The organism is Hymenobacter sp. (assembly GCF_036387835.1).
GTDB lineage: Bacteria > Bacteroidota > Bacteroidia > Cytophagales > Hymenobacteraceae > Hymenobacter.
The window spans coordinates 38,479-54,525 of the sequence record NZ_DASVSY010000008.1 but is presented as its reverse complement, the minus strand read 5'-3'; the positions used below and the strand labels follow the sequence as shown (position 1 = coordinate 54,525).

The window sequence follows — 16,047 nt, the reverse complement described above, 5'->3', positions numbered from 1 at the left end:
GCGAGTTGCTTCGGCTGGCGGACGCCAGATCAAGCATGACGTTCTAATAGGCGCTGAAGATTTCTAAACAACTCCATTGCTTGCACCAGTATCCAGCCTAAAAATAAGGCCGGCTCTTTGCACAAGAGCCGGCCTTGCTGTTTCATGAGATACTCGCGCACGACTTCAGAACGACGAACCAGCAGGAGTAACTAAAAACCGCTTTGTCAGGCCATGACGGTTGTTAAGCCGAAAATTGGCTCTGTTAAATTCTGCTCACCAGTTATAGCCAGGTGGTTTTCGGCTATGGGGCGCGGCAGGCTTTTGGTGAAAAGCCGCCAGGCGACGGCGCCATCCAGCCTAATAGCGGCGGCTACTGGCCCGGTATAGTGCGTACCGAGCACCCACTTTTCGGCCTGCTGCGCCAGATACCACGTGTCGCCGCCCGGGCCGGTTACGGTGAATTGCAGCACTGTGCCCGGCGCGGCGGCTACCGTCCGGTAGTGGTGGGGCAGCGCCCGCACGCAGGTGGCCAGAAACGGCTGGTACAGCTCCGGTGTCAGCAGCGCGGCCTCCTGCCCTACCGTTTGCCGGATCTGCTGCTGATGATGCCACTTCTCGGTGTAGTCGCGGGCCACGTGAAACCAGTTCAACGACTGTTCTTCGCCGGCCCACCCCACCGCAAAAACGGCGGGCTCCAGCGGCGGCAACGACGCCATAAAGGCGTTGTATGCCGGCCCGCTCAGCTCCAGCAGCCACGTAATAAGCGGCGGGCTTAGCCGCTGCCCCACCGCCACCCACTCCTCGTTCAGCTGGTTGAGGTAGCGCACCACGTCGGCATGGGCCGGACTCGCTGGCCCCGGACCGCCGAAGTGCCCATCCCGAAGCATGGCCAAGGTCCGCAGGGAACCGTCCAGCAAGTGCAGCGCTACGTCTCGCACCCGCCATTTCGGCGCCACCGTGGCCTTCTCCCAATCGGCCGGGCTCAAGGAGCGCAGCAACGAAATCAAATGCTGATCAAGCACCGAAAACAAAGGCGCGGTATGCAAGATGGGTAAGGGCTTCATAGCAGAATTTGAAAGTGACTTTTTACTGCGCTAGACTATTGCCCGCCGCAGACCACGCGGTGAGACGCAGAGCAAGGGCCGTGTACAATATAAGTGAGCCGGTCAGTTCTTCTGCTCTTCCAACATGCCCTGATATCAGCTCAGCTGAAACTGCAGATACTTGATGGGTACGCCCTGTGCGCGGTATTTACTCTCGAAGTTGGTTTCAATGTCCTCGGCGTGGGGCAGCAGTTCGGGCGTGGCGTACAGGTCTTTGGTGAAAGCCAGCAGCGTGACACCAGGTCGCTGCTGCAAGGTTTCCAGCGAGTAATCGAACAAGCCTTCGTTGTCAGTTTTGAGGTGAACCAGCCCACCGGGTTTCAACAGCTGCTGATACAAGTCGAGGTAGCGCGGCGCGGTCAGGCGGCGCTTGATGTCCCGGTCGCGGGGGCGCGGATCGGGGAAGGTTATCCAGATTTCGCTTAGCTCGCCGGGCGCGAAGTGCTTCGGCAGGTCCAGGGCGCGGGTACGAATAAAGCCGACGTTGGTCAGCCCCAACGCTTCGGCGCGGGTGCTGCCCCGCCAGATTCGGTCGCCTTTGATATCGAGCCCTAGAAAATTACGCTCAGGATAGCGAGACGCCAGTCCCACCGTGTACTCACCTTTGCCGCAGCCCACTTCCAGCGTGATACCCTGCTGGTTTTCAAAGAAATCTGCGTGCCAGCAGCCCCGCAGCTGCTCGTAGGTAGATTTGCCGGGCTCCACAATATCGGCCCGCTCCGCGTTTTCCGCGAAACGCTTCAACTTAATTCGACTCAATTGAAATTCTGAATTAGGAATGCTGACTTATGAATTCGATTAACGACTGCAAATTCTGAATTCAGCATTCCTAATTCAGAATTGTAGCTCCGCTACCACAAAGGTACTGCCGCCGATGAATACCACATCGTCGGGGTGGGCGGCGGTGCGGGCGGCGGCTACGGCGGCGGCAACCGGGCCGTAGGCCTCGCCGCGCAGGCCAGCCGCCGTTGCCAGTTCAGCTAGCTCAGCTGCCGGCAAGGCCCGCGGAATAGCTGCCTGGCAGAAATAATAGGTGGCATCGGTTGGCAGCAGTTTCAGCATCTTCGACACGTCTTTATCGTTGACCACTCCGAGCACAAAATGCAGCTGCCGCCGCGGTAGTCGCGCCAGTTGGCTGGTCACCAGGCGCAGGCCGGCTTCGTTGTGGCCGGTATCACAGACCACCAGCGGGCGGCGGTCGAGGATGGTCCAGCGGCCTCGGAAGCCGGTGAGCTGGCGCACGTTTCGCAGGCCTTCCCGCACAGCTGCTTCCGGCACTACGAAGCCCTGGCGGCGTAGCTCATCGAGCACGGCCAGCACCCCCGGCAGGTTTAACTGCTGATATTCTCCCACTAGCTCTAGCTCCAGGTGCTCTAGCAATGGTTGCCCATCGTGCGTCACGGTTAGCACCTGAAACTCCTGGTCGGGCGCGGGCTGCGCTTCTAAGGTCACGCGGTAATGCTGATCGGCGAAAAGCAGCGGCGCGTGCTCGGTGGCAGCTTTATGCTCGAACACCGCTTGCACGTCGGGTTGGGTTTGGCTGATGATGGCCGGGATGCCCGGCTTGATGATGCCTGCTTTTTCGGCGGCAATCAGCGGCAGCGTATCACCGAGCAGGTTTTGGTGGTCGAGGCTGATGTTGGTGACGAGCGAAACCAGCGGGGTGATGATGTTCGTGGAATCCAGCCGCCCGCCCAGACCCACTTCCACCACCGCCACGTCTACCTGCTCTTCGGCAAAATACGAGAAGGCCAGCGCCACGCACATCTCGAAAAACGACGGCTGCAGCTGCCCGAACAGGGGCTTCCACTGCGCCACCCACGCCACCAGGTACTCGGGCGTCAGGTCCTGCCCGTTCACCTTGATGCGCTCCGTAAACTCGCGCAGATGCGGCGAGGTATACAGCCCAACCTTATAGCCGGCCGCCTGCAACACGGCTGCCAGCAGGTTGGAACTGCTGCCTTTGCCGTTGGTGCCCGCCACGTGCACGCTGGCAAATTTTCGGTCGGGATGCCCCGTAGCCTCGGCTAGCTTCTCGGTAGTTTCTAATCCCGGCTTATACCCCGCCGCGCCCACCCGCTGAAAGATGGGCAGCTGGCCGTAGAGATACTCAAGCGTTTCAGCGTAAGTCATGGCAAGTTACTGGTCACTGGTTGCTGGTTTCTAAGTTTCAGGAGCTACATAGCAGGTGGCCCATTCCTTCAGCGGGGCCACGCACCATATAAAGACAAAGCCGCCAGCCGGATGTCTCCGGTCGGCGGCCTGCAAGCTAGCCTCAGAGGCTAATCTACTTTGAAGCGGTAGGTGATAAAGCCCATAGCGCCGCTGTTGCCAGCTTGCGTGCGACGAAAGGAAGCGGATTTCAACAGAAAATCCCGACAAACCTGCACCTGATTCGGCGGTACGTTGCCGCCCACTTTATCGACCGATACAATGTCGCCGTTTTCGTCGATTTGAATCTTGAAGCGCACATAGCCGCTTTCGTTGCTCACCATGGGCGGCCGTTCGCGGGTTACCAGGGTCCAACCGCTCATTTCGAGGCCGCCCGAGCCGGGGCTGCTGCCGCTGCCGCCTCTACCAGGCTGGCCGTACAGCGCCTTGGCATCGAGGGAGCCGTTGGGGTCGCCCTGGTCGCCCACGGAGCCGGGCCGGTCGCCGTTGTTGTTGCCGGTGGGCGCATTGCTGGTGCCGTTCATGCCGTTGCCACCGCCGTTGGCGCTGCCTTTGGGGGTGTAGAGGGTGCGGGGACGCTCCACGGGCTTGGGGGCTTCGCGCACTTCTTCTTTGGCCGGAGTGGGCTCGGTTCTTTCCACTTTAACCGGGGCTGGCTTTGTTACGGGCGGCGCCGTGACGGGGCTCTCCTCGGCATCACTGGTTATAATGCGCTCCTGCGCGGCCTGCTGAGGCGCGGGCGGTGAAGCCGGGGTAGTCGGCTGCGGCGGCGTGGGTTTAGGGTCGGGGTTGGAAGCAGGTGGGCGGCTGTCTTCGCGGTTGCGCGAATTGTTGGCTATGGCCATGCTCTGCACGTCGCCGGAGCCCGCCTCGTCGATGCCGTAGTTCAGTTCTACGCCGTCGCCCCCAAGGGCATCGAGCGGCGGGTCGGGGCCCTTGAACACGGTGAAGAAGAACACGGCTGCCAGCAGCGCGTGCAACAGCACCGTCCCGATTATGGCTTCTTTTCGGTGTTCTTCGCGGTATTCCATAATGGGTTTTGCGTTGCTTGTTTTTCGTTTTTCGCCTTGTTTTTCCGTTGCCGCGGAGAGCTTTCTTCCTCTCACTCAACAAACGAAAAACAAACAACAAAAAACGAGAAACGAAAAGTTACTTGCCAGCAGCTTGCTGCGCCTGGGTGGCCATCACCATCTTAATCTTGAGGCGATTACCGATTTCCAGAATATCTACCAGCTTCTGCACATTCTGCGAAGCATCCACCCGCAGCACCACCGTTGGTAGATCAAGCTGCTGATTGGCAATCAAGCTCTTCAATTCGCCTTCCAAAGCTTGCGCGTTCGTAGGCTTCTTGTTCACAAAAACCGCCCCTGCCGCATCAACCGATACGGTAACGGGCTGCTTCATCACCTGCTTGCTGCTTTTGGCATTGGGCAGCAGCAGTTTGATGACGTTGGGGTTCACCATCGTCGACACAATCAGGAAGAACAGCATCAGGAAGAACATGATGTCGTTCATCGAGCTGGTCTCAACGTGCGAGGAAAGCTTACGGCGGCGGCTAAGATTCATGCGAATGGCAACAAAAAATGCGCTAAAAGAAGGTACGCGCTTAACTCAGGTTCAGTATCAACCTATAAAGCAGAACGATAAGCCGGCAACCAAACCTACAACGGAGTAACGCCTGACGCTTAACTAGTGGTTTGGTAAAGGTAGAAAAAGAACAAGGACAAGTCATGCTTTCTGGCTTATGCAACGCCCTGCCCCTGTTTCAATCCGGGCAGGGCTGGTGGTTCACTCACATGAATATGTGATTGATGCTTATGCCTCAAGTTGTACCTTCCATTTACAGGCTTTTAGTAATCAAAGACTTACTAGTAAGCTCGGCAATTTTCCGACTAACTCCGTTCGCCGTTCAGTACTATGAAACAACCACTATCTCCTACCAAGTTGAAACACAACGGGTATCAACACTTAACTGGTCGGCCGCTGCGTTTAGCATGGCGGCTGGGCTTGGCGGGCATGCTTGGAGCAGCATTGGTTGGGCTGCTGGTGCAGGCTAGCTTCGGGCACGAAACCGCCGTGCACCGCTACCGCTACCAGCCCGTGCCCCTCCACATCACCATGTGCGGGAGCATTCCACTCAACGAGACGGATACCACGAAAAAAGCCCAGCCTTACCACGACTGCCACGCCCCGGTTACCTCCTATGTCGACCAGTTGCCGCGGCCGCAGCAGCTGCCGGGCATCGGCAGCAGTCACCTGCCCATTACCACTACCTCCGACTCCGCGCAGCGCTATTTTGACCAGGGCTTGTCGCTGCTCCACGATTTCTGGGATTTTGAAGCTTACCGCGCCTTCAAGTACGCCTCCCGTCTCGACAGCACCGCTGCTATGCCTTATTGGGGGCTGGTGCTTGCGCTCGACTACAACCCCGACCGGCGCAAAGAGCGGCAAAAGGCGCTAACGCAGGCTAAAAAGCTAAGCGCTAAAGCCAGCGCCCCGGAAAAGCTCTACATCCGAGCTATTATTGCTGAGGATTCGGTAGGGGAAGAGAAAGGACAAGCGGCCTTCAAGCATGCCATGGAAGAGCTGGTGCACCGCTACCCCAACGACGTGGAAGCCCAGCTGGTGCTGTGGCTGCACGGGCTGGATTTGCGCAATGGCTACTCGCCCACTGGCGCGCCCACCGGCGACACCATGTACGGGCAGCTCTTGCTGGAAAAGCTGCTGGTGCGCTACCCCAACCATCCAGCCGTGCATCACTACTGGATTCACCAGATGGAAAATTGCTGCCCCGAGCAAGCCTTGGCCAGCGCCGACCGGCTGGCGTCGCTCACGCCTAACTCGGGCCATATGGTGCACATGCCCGGCCACATCTACTACCGAATGGGCCAGTATGCCAAAGCTCGGAACGCGTTTATTGCTTCTATGCGCGTTGACTCCGCCTATATGGCCAAGCAGCACATCCAGCAGATCGACAACTGGAATTATCAGCATAATCTGAATTACCTGATTGCCAACTGCGCCGAAGAAGGCCGCTATCAGGAAGCCGCTCGTTGGCTTCGCCGCTTGCAGGATGTGCCGCCGCCCGTAGATCAGCAAAAAGACCGGTTGAAAGCCTACCGCAGTTCGCTGCTCACTCGGCAGCTTATGAACGCGGCCGACCTGGAAATTCGGTTTGGCTATTGGGAACGGGCAGCCGCCATTTACGAGCGCATCAGCGACACCGATTCGCTGCTAACGGCCCGTGCCAGCAGCAAAACCCTGAAAAATGTGCTGCTGCACTACGCCCGCGGCATGGCAGCCATTGATAGAAAGCAATACGAACAGGCACAGCGGTGCGCTGACGCCCTGGATGCACTGCTGTGGCGAGCCACTAAGCAGGAAAAAATAACCGGATTGAGTGGCCGAATGGATAACTACTTTAACTTAAGCTCATTGGAGCTGCGTGGCAACTTGCTCTCGGCTACCGGCTACCATACCAAAGCATTGGCTCTCTTGCAGCAGGCACAAACTCTCGAGCAAGACCTAGGCTACAACGAACCCCCACCTTATGCTCGCCCGGTGGCCGAAAGCATTGCCTTAGCCCATCTACGGGCCAAGCAATATGACAAGGCCCGGCTAGCCTACGAGAGCATCTTGCAGGCCCGCCCCAGTAGCGGCTTCGCGCTAGCGGGCATAGCGGAAACGCATGTCCGAGCCGGCAACGTAGCGGAAGCCAGGCGCTCTTACCAACAACTCCGCACAGCCTGGAAAAACGCCGACCCTAATCTACGGCAGATGAAAGAATCGGCGGTTTGGCTTAGAAGCCATAAAAGCTCACAAGCCCAGGCGAAGCTATAAGATTTCAGGCTTTGGCTGTTCGCTTTAATCTAGAACTAGATGGTAGATTGAACCGACATGAAAAAGGCGCTAACTCTGTTAGCGCCTTTTTCATGTCGGTTCAATAGCTTGCTGAACTACGTATGGTGGAGCAGCAAACGAAGGGCCACCTTCTGGTAAACCGCTGTTTGACGGCACGAAAGCTAAGCGCTACAAACTAGTTGTCTTGCAGGATGTCCATGAATTCGATAGCCGAGTTTTCCATGCGAAACACAAGGCGCTCCACCATGATGCTGAGCCAGTGGTAGCCGATGTGGGCAATGATACCCACGATCAGTCCCGTGGCCGACGTCACCATCTTGGTGTACAAACCGCCCGAAATCTGGGCAATGCCAAAGTCGCCGGTGGCGCTGATGGCGTAGAAGATCTTGATTACCCCGATGATGGTACCTACAAAACCCAACATCGGCGCGATGCCGGCAATAATGCCGAGGATGCTGATGTTCTTTTCGAGACGGGCAATTTCCACCTTTCCCACGTTCTCCACGCTGGCTTCGATGTCTTTGAGGGGCAAGCCAATGCGGCGAATACCCTTTTCGATCATGCGGGCCAGCGGGGTGGCCGTTTGAGCGCACAGCATTTTAGCGCCCTGCAGGTCCCCTTTCACCATCAGGTTGCGGATGCCAGGCATAAACGACTCCGGCACGGCCGCGGCTTTGCGGATGGTGATGTAGCGCTCGATGATGATGTAGAGCGAAACAAACGACAGCAAAAAGAGCGGAATCATGATGCCCCCGCCCTTCACAATCAAATCAACCAGAGAAAGGTCGGCGGCGGCGGCGTTGGCGGCGGCATTGGCCGCAGTAGCGGAAGAATCAGCAGCGGCAGCACCGGCTGCGGGAGCACTGCCGACTTGCATCTGAAGCAGCAGAGAAAGCAAAAACGTCATGCTAGTAATTAAGAACCCAAAGAGTATTACCCATCCGCTTGCGCAGAATAGAGGCTTGGCGATCCGCAGACGTGCGGTCGGGAAAATCGGCAACGGAAAGCTTGTACTGGCGGCTGCCGGCGGGCGGCGTAATAACGCGGGCCGGGTGGCCTAGGCGTACCAGGGCTTGGCGGCCTTTCTCGGCGTTAACCATGGTGGTATAAGAGCCGGCAATCACGTAGTAACGGCCCGTGCGGCTTTTGATGGTCGTGGCAGTCGTGTTGGCAGTTGCATTGGTGGCAGCAGCTTTTTCCCAACCAGGAGCCTTTATGGCAGGCTTGGCCGCAGCTTTTGCGGGCTTAGGTTTGGGCTTTGCGTTCTGCCAGCCATTTACGGCAACCGCGGGCGCCACGGTTTTAGGCGCTGCCGCTGGCTTGGCCTTCACTGATACAGCAGGTTTAGTTGCAGGTTTCTCGGCGGGGCGCGCCGCCGAGAAGTTGTCGGTGGTGGCCAAAGCTGCCTGCTGCTGGCTGACCGATGGAGCCGCTTGCGCAACTGGCTGCGCAGTACGGATCTGTTTTTCCGGCTTGGGCTCTTCGACCCGCAAGGCATCAGGCAGGTAGCCTTGCTGATCGGCAAACATATAGTTAGCCGAGAAAACCAGCCCCACCAGCACCATGGCTAAAGCTCCCTGTAGCAAACGGGTGGCCCGCACCGAGCGGCGGCCGCCCGAGAGCTGCGGAATAATGGGCTGCCGCTCTCGCGAGAGGATAGCGTCGGTGGCGCGCACTGGGCGAGCTACTAATTCCGGCAAGCCGAAGCTGGCATTCAGCAAGTTATCGGTGCCGCTATATTCAAACTCCAGTCCCCGCCCCACCGACCGGCGAAATACGCCGATGCCCGGCAGCTCGGTACGTTGGCTGGTTTCCAGCTCCTGCTGCATTCGCGCTACTGCCTCGCGCACCATTTGGCGCGCCTGGGCCGTGCTTAAGTTCAGCTTCACACTCAGCGCATCCACCAGCAACCCATCGTTGCGGGTCAGCGACTGGTTGAAAGCGACGCGCTTAGCCGGCGGCGCCAGCGTATGTCGCACAGGATGAATCCGGGCGGGCGCGTAATCGGCAATCAGGCCGCCAAAATCAGGGATAATGACGCAATCATGGTCCCGGAGCAGGGTGCGGATATGAGCGGATAGCGGCAAGGCGTAGTGGGTTAGTTGTGAGCTGCCAGTTGTGAGTTGTGAGTTACCAGTTGAACGACACTGGCAACTCACAACTGAAGATTAAAAGTCATAGGTTGCGCCGACCAATACGTTGGCTCCTTTCACTGGATAGTTCAGGAACCGTTCGTATTGACCGCCAACCAGGTTGTTGCCCATAGCAAAGATGGACAGTTTTTCCATAATCCGGTAATCACCGCGCAGGTTCAGGTCTATCACCGAATCGGTATGGCGCGCCACTTTGCGGTATCCTACGTTGCCGGAGACGAGGTCATAGCCTGACCCATAGCTGGAGCTATAGGTATACAACTCCGCGCCTAGCAGCAACTTGTCGTAGAGGTTGTGCGTGGCAAACAGCACCGACTGGAAGGCGGGCCGATGGTACGGCTGCGCCAGCGTTTTCACGTTGTAGCTGTTATAATCGGCCTTAAAGCCTACCCGAGTTTTCTCGGCGGCATTGTAAATAATCTCGCCGTGAACGTTCAGCAGCTGCGTGGCTCTCTTGTCGTACACCAGATTGAATTTGGTGGAATCCCCACGGTACACGCCGTTGTTAATTATGCCACGCTCGATATACCCCGCATTTTCATAGAAGTACAAGGTCCGGTCGTTGCTGAGCGTAACGCGGGCATTCACTTCCAGGGCGCGGGCCGGGGTGGCATTGAAACCGAAGTAGAGCGTGGGGCCGCGGCGAGTGTCGGATACGCGCTGGTTGGGCGCTAGCCAGGGGTTCTCGGTGGTGAGGTCGTACATGGTCACCCGCTGAACAGCGCCGCCCAAGCCCGCAAAGGCCACAAATTTATCTTCGGTGACGGTGTATGCCAGCCGGATAGCCGGAAAGACGTTGAGCTGCTGGGCTTGCCGAATGGTGTCGCCGGTGTAGCCGATGGTGGCACCTACCGAAACGGCCAATCGGTTCAGGTTGGCTTCGAAAGCCGGCGTAATTTGAAAGTAAGGCCGGCTGTACTTCAGAGAATCCTCGAACGAGATGTAAGAGAAGTCGCCGTTTACGGTCACGCGGCTGGTTTCGCCGAGCACGTAAGTTGACCGCAGCTCGGCGTAAATGTTGTTTTCATTGGCCTCGAACCGGTCGTTCCAATGGCGAAAGCCTAGCCCAAGGTCGTATTGAAATTGGGCGTCGGTGGCGCGGTTGCGGGCGTATACTTTCGCGCCGGCCCTGGTGAAGGTTTGCTTGAGGTCGTCGGCCTCGGGCAGCACGCGCACGTTGCGGTCGTAGCCGTAGAAATTGTACCGCTCCCGCCCAAGCTCCACCTTGCCGCCGAGGGCCGTAGTGCCGCTGTAGGTTTCGCCGTGCAGGTCGAGGCTGGTGCGGCTTTGGCCGGAGTTGTCTTTGTCGACGGGTCCGCGGGCGGAAGCCAGGTGGTTCAGGTCGAGGCCGTAGGAGGCGGAGTTGCTGCGGGTGTTGTGCAGGTGCGCGCGGCCCAAAAAGGTGGCATAGTTGCCTACGCCGACCTTCACGTAGTTCCCGGTTTGCAGGGCCGGTTCTTCCTGCCGGATGGTAAGCACCCGCACCGAGGGGTTAAGCAAGTCGGCAGGCAAGCGGAAATCCGGGTAGGTGTAGTTTACTTTGGCGCCCGTTTTGGCAGGAGCCTCCACCTTGATTTTTTCAAAGTTGCGAGCAGCTTCGGGCAGCTGATTCACCCGCTCCTTCACAATCTCGATTTCAGCTTCTTCAATCTTGCCGCGGTTGGTGGGGCGCGTAGTTTGCGCCTGCACCACTGCCGGCAAGGCAGTCAGCAGGCCAGCCAGTGCCAGCAGTTTCGACGGGGTAAACGTCATAATTGGGGATTTAAATTCAGTGCGGGCAGTAGTTTAAATCAACTAAGGCAAGCAATTACTATTCAATGGTTTATTTCCTATTCAGGCCAAGTAGTTAACTCCTATTCCTCCTGCCCAACCGGAGCATCAGTGCGGTTGGTAATGGTGTCGGTAGGCTGCTCAGTGGAAGGTACAAGGGAGCTGCGGCCAGCTGTTTTGCCTTTCGTAGCGGGGGTGGCTTTCGTGGTACCAGGCTTGGCCGGCGTAGTCTTGGTCGGGGTCTTGGTGCCGCCGGCAGCGGGCGTTTCGGTGGGCAGTGCTGCCAGCCGTTGCTTGGCACCTTCGATGATTTCGACTAGCGGAAATTTGTTGTCGATGATGGAGTTGAGGGTGGCGCGCGCCTGGAAGGCTTCGCCCTGCGCGGCATAGATGTCGGCAATCAACAGGAAGCCGCGACCCTGCCACACCTCGTAGTTGGAGGCGTTGGTTTTGTAGGCGGCATCCAGGGCTTCGGGGTACTTCTTCTGCTGGAACAAAACATCGGCTACAAGGTAGAGCGCCTCGGCCCCATTCTCGTCGGCCGCGGCAGTGGTGGCCGCCGTGTTTAACTCGGTTATGGCTTGGTCGAGGTTGCCGGCTTTCAAGCTGGCTTTACCGAGGTAGAGCAGCGCCGCATTGGTAGCGGCCGGCGAGGCGGCCTGGGTTTGCAGCTCGGCGGCTACCCGGCGGGTGCCTTCGTAGTCGGCACTTTCGTAGTAACTCTTCATCAAACCCAAGCCAGCATTGGCTACTTCGCGCTTATTTTGCGAGACTTCGCGCAGGCGGCTGTAGTACTTGATGGCTTCGGGGTAGTTCTTATTTTCAAACTCCAACTCCGCCACCCGGCCCACGGCCCGGTTCACAAACTCCGACTTACCTTCTTCCACTACCGCTTTCAGCTTAGGCAAGGCCTCGGCTTTCTTATCGGTTTTCAGTAAGGCATCAGCCAGAAAATAACGCCCATCGGCCGCGAGGGTATTGTCGGGGTACTGCTTCAAGTAAGACTCCAGGCGCGGTATTGCTTGCGCATATTTCTCAGCGAGATACAACGACTTGGCCGCTTCAAATTCTACGCTTTCGGTGGCCTTGTTGCCGGGGTTTTGTTGCTTGAACTGCGCCAAGTACTGGTCGAATTCCTCGGTGCGGCCGAGCGCCGATAGGCTCTCCTGCAAGTTGTAGATAGCACTGCTGGCCGCCTTGGTGCGGGGGTAGGCGCTGAGCACTTGCTTGAAATCCACTACGGCTTTTTCGTGCTGTTCCAGGTTGGCATAGGCCACGCCCCGCTTCTGCAGCGCCTGCGGAATGAGGGTGGAGTTGGGCCGGTTGGCAATGAGCTTGGTAAAGCCATCGGCGGCCTGCTGGAAGTTGCCGGCCTCGTAGTCGAGCTGGGCTTGCTGGTACACGGCATCGTCGGCGTAGCGCGAGTTGGGCGTGGTCTTCAGCAAGGTACTCAGGGTGCTAGCGGCTTCGTCGCGGCGGCCCATCAACCCGAGCGTTACGCTCTTTTGGTAGTAGGCGTAATCCTTGTCAGTGGCGTTGGCCGCAATTACTTTGTTGTAAAGGTCAAGGGCCTGCTGGTAGTTTTTGGCTACGTAGTAGGTGTCGGCTAGGCGCAGGGTTACGTCGTAGTAGTTGGGGTCGGCGGGTTTGGCTACGGGGTCATTCAGCCAGGCCTGGAACTGCGGCCGGGCCCGTTCGTATTGCTGCGTGTTGTAATAGGCGTAGCCGAGGCCGTAGCGCGCCTTCTGCTCGAAGTCCTTTTCGCTGGCCGTTACGCCCCCCTGCCGGGCCGCGCGGGCGGCGGCAGTGTAAGCCGTAATAGCAGGCTGATACTGCTGGCCCACGCTGTAAATCTCACCTTTCAGCACCTGAGCGGCGGCACGCAGCGCGTCGTCCTCGGGGTACTTCAAACTTTTATCGAGCAAAGGCAGCGCGTCGGAGTAGCGAGCGTTATTGTAGAGGGTGGCGGCTTGCAGGTAGGATACGCGCTGGTAGGTGGCGTTCAGCTTGCTGCTCCGGTCGTCGAGGTTGTCGAGGTAGTTGAGGGCCTGCGCATAGTCGGAGGAGTTCAGAAAACTCTCGCTCAGAATGTCGTCGGCCACTGTCTGGTTTTTCGAGCGAGGAAACTTCTTGTTGAAGTCTTTTAGGGCCGCAATTACTTCCGGCGTATTGCCGAGCTCAAACTGGATCTGCGCGTACTTGAGGGCGGCGTTTTCGCTGATGGTGCGGTTGTAGCCTAGCCGGCGGGCGGCATCAAACGAATTGAGGGCGAGCTGCTTCTGATTGGTTTGCAGGTAGCTCAGCCCCAAGTGATAGGCGGCATTCTGGCCAAGCGAGTCGCGGCGGGCGGCCACGTTCTTCAGGCTGCCGATAGCGCCTTTATAGTCGCCCTGCTTGTAGTTGGCATACCCGATCTTGTACTCCACCGCCGGCTCGATCTTCTTGCGGCCCGCAGCATACTTGTTGAAATAGGTGGCCGCCGTCTTGAAATCTTTCTTCTGATAGTAAGCATCCCCTACCAGCAGCTGGATTTCGTCGGCACTTTGCGGCGGCGGGGTTAGAGTTAGCGCTTTGCTGCCGTAGTCGATGAGGCCGTCGAAGTCGCCTTCCTTGTAGTAAATCTGGCTCATTACGGCCGGCACTACGGGGCGGTAGGCATCGTTCTGTTCGGCCACGGCCAAGTCTTTGCGGGCCCCGGCAAAGTCGCCGGCCCGGTAGGCCAGGTAGCCGGCGTAGTAGGAGCTGGCGTAGCGGTACTCGTGTTGCCCCTGCTTGTTGCGGTCGAACTGCAGCTTGGCTTTGTCGAACTCTTTCTGAGCGAAATAGCTGTAGCCAAGTTTGAACTCGGCTTCGGCCCGCTGCTCGCCCGAAAGGTTGTCGGCGCCCACGCGCTGCAGGTACTCGGTGGCTTTGGCGTAATCCTTCTTGTCGAAGTAAAACTTACCTAACTCGAAAAACGCCACGGCGGCCTTGGGGTGGGCCGGGTTCTGCGCAGCAAAAGCCAGAATTCGGTCTTCGGCATCGGGGTGAAACAGGTAAAGGCCAGCCACGGCCTGGTAGTATTCCGCGTCGATGGTACGGCCGGCGGCTAGCTCGCCGGTACGGCGCTGGGTTAGCTCGGTATAGCGCTGGAAAGCTTGCTGAGCGGCGCCGTATTTGCCCCGGTCGAAGAGTTCGAGGCCTTCTTGGAAATGGCGCTCGTCGTTGGCGAACACCTGGGTTTGCTGCGCCTGGGCGGCTAGCGGGGCAGTGGCGCTGAGGGCGGCGGCCAGCGCAATCCGGGGTATAAACTTCATTGCTCGGCGTTACGGGAAACGGCCTGTTGGGCCGGAATAGCCAAAAGTAGCGAAAAGTTCGGCCGGGTTGCAGCTAGGCTAGATACAGGTGAATTACTCTTATCACAACGACCCTGTTATTTATGGCATTGTTGCTTTTGCAGTTGGGACATAGAGCTGATGCGATGTTTTAATACATTAGTGCATTGTCCTACTCTAATCCACTATCAGATGCTAATACCTTTCTACCCCAACTTACGGGCTACTATTTTCTGGGGCTTCGTGCTGTCAGGCAGTACCACTTATAGCCAAGGACTTACCTTCAGTCCAGCAACCTATTATTCCAAAGGATTTAGCGGCTCCATTCCTCATCATGTAGCTGTGAAAGACATAAATGCCGATGGCAGAGCAGACATCTTCTTGTCTGTGGGCGCAGCGCCTAGACTTAATAATCAATATCTTACGTTGCTTCAGTCGGTAGCAGGAGGCTTTGCAGCTCCTGTTTCTTGGCCTATCTCTAGCTCAAGCTCATGTGCGGGCTATATTGAAATAACGGATCTTACTGGGGATTCCCGTCCGGATGTTGTGGTCGGCGGCAATTGCGTGACCCTCTTCACCAATCTTGGCAATTCCATTTTTTCAGCTGGAACCCTCCTGATCAGTTCATTCTCTTATCCACAAAGCAATAACTTAGCTGTTGCTGACTTCAACGGCGACGGTCGAAATGATTTGGTTGTGGGCGGCGGCGGCTTAAAATTGCTGTACAATAATGGTTACGGGCAATTCACAACTCAAGAGCTCAGTAACACCTACTCCGAATCAGTAGCAGTTGGCCGGCTCAATACTGATTCTCGTCCTGATTTGTCGGTAGTAGGACTGTATGGAGGATCATGTGTTACCTACATCAATACGGGCTCTATCAATAATAGCCTAGCAGCAGTTAATGGGGCAAATCCGTCAGGTACAGCTGGACTCAACAACTATCTTGCTGATGTAGATGGGGACCAGCTAGATGATTTTCTGTCGCCTTACGGAACCAATACTATCTACCTGCGACGCGGTATAGGAAATGGTCAGTTTGGCAGTTTAGAACAAATTCCTTACCCAAAAAATGGCTCGACTAGTTTTAGAAGATTGACTGCCATCGATTTCGACAATGATGGTAATCTTGACCTTGTTGCTTCGGGCGACGATGCCATACTGATTTACCGCAATCTGGGAAATGCGGCCTTTGCTGCCCCAGTGAGCATTAGTATGGCTGGTCCCGTAATAGACCTAGCAAATGGTGATGTAGATGGCAATGGCAAACCCGATTTGGTTGTACTGATTAACCCCTCAACCTCGTTAGGGGAAATAGCTGTCTTGTTCAATCAAACAGCACTTTCTACCCGGCAACCTACTGCCTTGAGCAGAGTTGCACTTTATCCAAATCCTGCGGCCGGAACAGTAAACGCTGAACTACCAAATGCCACTTTTCCGGTTCAAATAAAACTTGTGAATACGCTAGGCCAAACAATAGCGATACACCTTCTTCAGTCCAGTAGCCAAAGTTTCTCTGTTAGCACCCTAGCGCCCGGAATGTATCGAGCATTAATAACAGATGCTCGATACCATCAGACAGTCCGCGCTTTACAGGTTAAATAACTATCCTAGCACCTCACTTTCCGACTAGCCGCCAATGTTGTGCCTGCCAATCGGGCTGACCGGCTGATAGGCGCAACTATTCCTGCG

General features: G+C 57.1%; 11 protein-coding genes. 2 read left to right on the top strand and 9 right to left on the bottom strand.

Annotation, left to right across the window (positions count from 1 at the left end; genetic code table 11):
* Window positions 1-206: 206 nt before the first annotated feature.
* The 5 genes from VF639_RS01585 to VF639_RS01565 form a co-directional block, all read right to left on the bottom strand.
* Entirely contained in the window at window positions 207-1,046 is an 840-nt protein-coding gene (locus VF639_RS01585; RefSeq protein ID WP_331144121.1) for a maleylpyruvate isomerase N-terminal domain-containing protein, read from the bottom strand.
* Between the two features lie 135 nt (window positions 1,047-1,181).
* Entirely contained in the window at window positions 1,182-1,844 is a 663-nt protein-coding gene (trmB, locus tag VF639_RS01580; protein ID WP_331144120.1) for a tRNA (guanosine(46)-N7)-methyltransferase TrmB, read from the bottom strand.
* A 75-nt stretch (window positions 1,845-1,919) separates the two neighbouring features.
* Complete coding sequence (locus VF639_RS01575) at window positions 1,920-3,218, bottom strand: bifunctional folylpolyglutamate synthase/dihydrofolate synthase (protein ID WP_331144119.1); 1,299 nt, start codon at window positions 3,216-3,218, stop codon at window positions 1,920-1,922.
* Window positions 3,219-3,367: 149 nt separating this feature from the next.
* Window positions 3,368-4,288, bottom strand: coding sequence for a hypothetical protein (locus VF639_RS01570; RefSeq protein WP_331144118.1), 921 nt, complete (start codon window positions 4,286-4,288; stop codon window positions 3,368-3,370).
* Window positions 4,289-4,406: 118 nt separating this feature from the next.
* The gene (locus VF639_RS01565) at window positions 4,407-4,823 is read right to left on the bottom strand and encodes an ExbD/TolR family protein (RefSeq protein WP_331144117.1); all 417 of its coding nucleotides are present in this window, start codon (window positions 4,821-4,823) and stop codon (window positions 4,407-4,409) included.
* Between the two features lie 351 nt (window positions 4,824-5,174).
* On the opposite strand from VF639_RS01565, the gene VF639_RS01560 reads away from it, so the two are divergent.
* Window positions 5,175-7,097, top strand: a complete 1,923-nt coding sequence (locus VF639_RS01560; RefSeq protein WP_331144116.1) for a tetratricopeptide repeat protein — start codon at window positions 5,175-5,177, stop codon at window positions 7,095-7,097.
* Window positions 7,098-7,293: 196 nt separating this feature from the next.
* Here the strand turns inward: VF639_RS01560 and VF639_RS01555 are convergent, their stop codons facing one another.
* From VF639_RS01555 to VF639_RS01540, 4 genes are all read right to left on the bottom strand, one after another.
* The gene (locus VF639_RS01555) at window positions 7,294-8,025 is read right to left on the bottom strand and encodes a MotA/TolQ/ExbB proton channel family protein (protein ID WP_331144115.1); all 732 of its coding nucleotides are present in this window, start codon (window positions 8,023-8,025) and stop codon (window positions 7,294-7,296) included.
* Window position 8,026: 1 nt separating this feature from the next.
* The gene (locus VF639_RS01550) at window positions 8,027-9,205 is read right to left on the bottom strand and encodes an HU domain-containing protein (protein ID WP_331144114.1); all 1,179 of its coding nucleotides are present in this window, start codon (window positions 9,203-9,205) and stop codon (window positions 8,027-8,029) included.
* An 81-nt stretch (window positions 9,206-9,286) separates the two neighbouring features.
* Window positions 9,287-11,023: a TonB-dependent receptor gene (locus VF639_RS01545; protein WP_331144113.1), complete on the bottom strand. Its 1,737-nt coding sequence runs from the start codon at window positions 11,021-11,023 to the stop codon at window positions 9,287-9,289.
* 101 nt (window positions 11,024-11,124) lie between these two features.
* A complete protein-coding gene (locus VF639_RS01540; protein ID WP_331144112.1) occupies window positions 11,125-14,337 on the bottom strand; it encodes a tetratricopeptide repeat protein in 3,213 nt (1,070 codons plus the stop codon).
* A gap of 210 nt (window positions 14,338-14,547) precedes the next feature.
* Here VF639_RS01540 and VF639_RS01535 point away from each other — a divergent pair, with 210 nt between their 5' ends.
* Window positions 14,548-15,960, top strand: coding sequence for a T9SS type A sorting domain-containing protein (locus tag VF639_RS01535; RefSeq protein WP_331144111.1), 1,413 nt, complete (start codon window positions 14,548-14,550; stop codon window positions 15,958-15,960).
* Window positions 15,961-16,047: the final 87 nt, after the last annotated feature.

What these genes read in the sequence shown, in the direction of transcription:
- VF639_RS01585 (WP_331144121.1), bottom strand. Translation starts at nt 1,046, where the DNA reads ATGAAGCCCTTACCCATCTTGCATACCGCGCCTTTGTTTTCGGTGCTT.
- VF639_RS01575 (WP_331144119.1), bottom strand. Translation starts at nt 3,218, where the DNA reads ATGACTTACGCTGAAACGCTTGAGTATCTCTACGGCCAGCTGCCCATC.
- VF639_RS01570 (WP_331144118.1), bottom strand. Translation starts at nt 4,288, where the DNA reads ATGGAATACCGCGAAGAACACCGAAAAGAAGCCATAATCGGGACGGTG.
- VF639_RS01565 (WP_331144117.1), bottom strand. Translation starts at nt 4,823, where the DNA reads ATGAATCTTAGCCGCCGCCGTAAGCTTTCCTCGCACGTTGAGACCAGC.
- VF639_RS01560 (WP_331144116.1), top strand. Translation starts at nt 5,175, where the DNA reads ATGAAACAACCACTATCTCCTACCAAGTTGAAACACAACGGGTATCAA.
- VF639_RS01555 (WP_331144115.1), bottom strand. Translation starts at nt 8,025, where the DNA reads ATGACGTTTTTGCTTTCTCTGCTGCTTCAGATGCAAGTCGGCAGTGCT.
- VF639_RS01545 (WP_331144113.1), bottom strand. Translation starts at nt 11,023, where the DNA reads ATGACGTTTACCCCGTCGAAACTGCTGGCACTGGCTGGCCTGCTGACT.
- VF639_RS01540 (WP_331144112.1), bottom strand. Translation starts at nt 14,337, where the DNA reads ATGAAGTTTATACCCCGGATTGCGCTGGCCGCCGCCCTCAGCGCCACT.
- VF639_RS01535 (WP_331144111.1), top strand. Translation starts at nt 14,548, where the DNA reads ATGCTAATACCTTTCTACCCCAACTTACGGGCTACTATTTTCTGGGGC.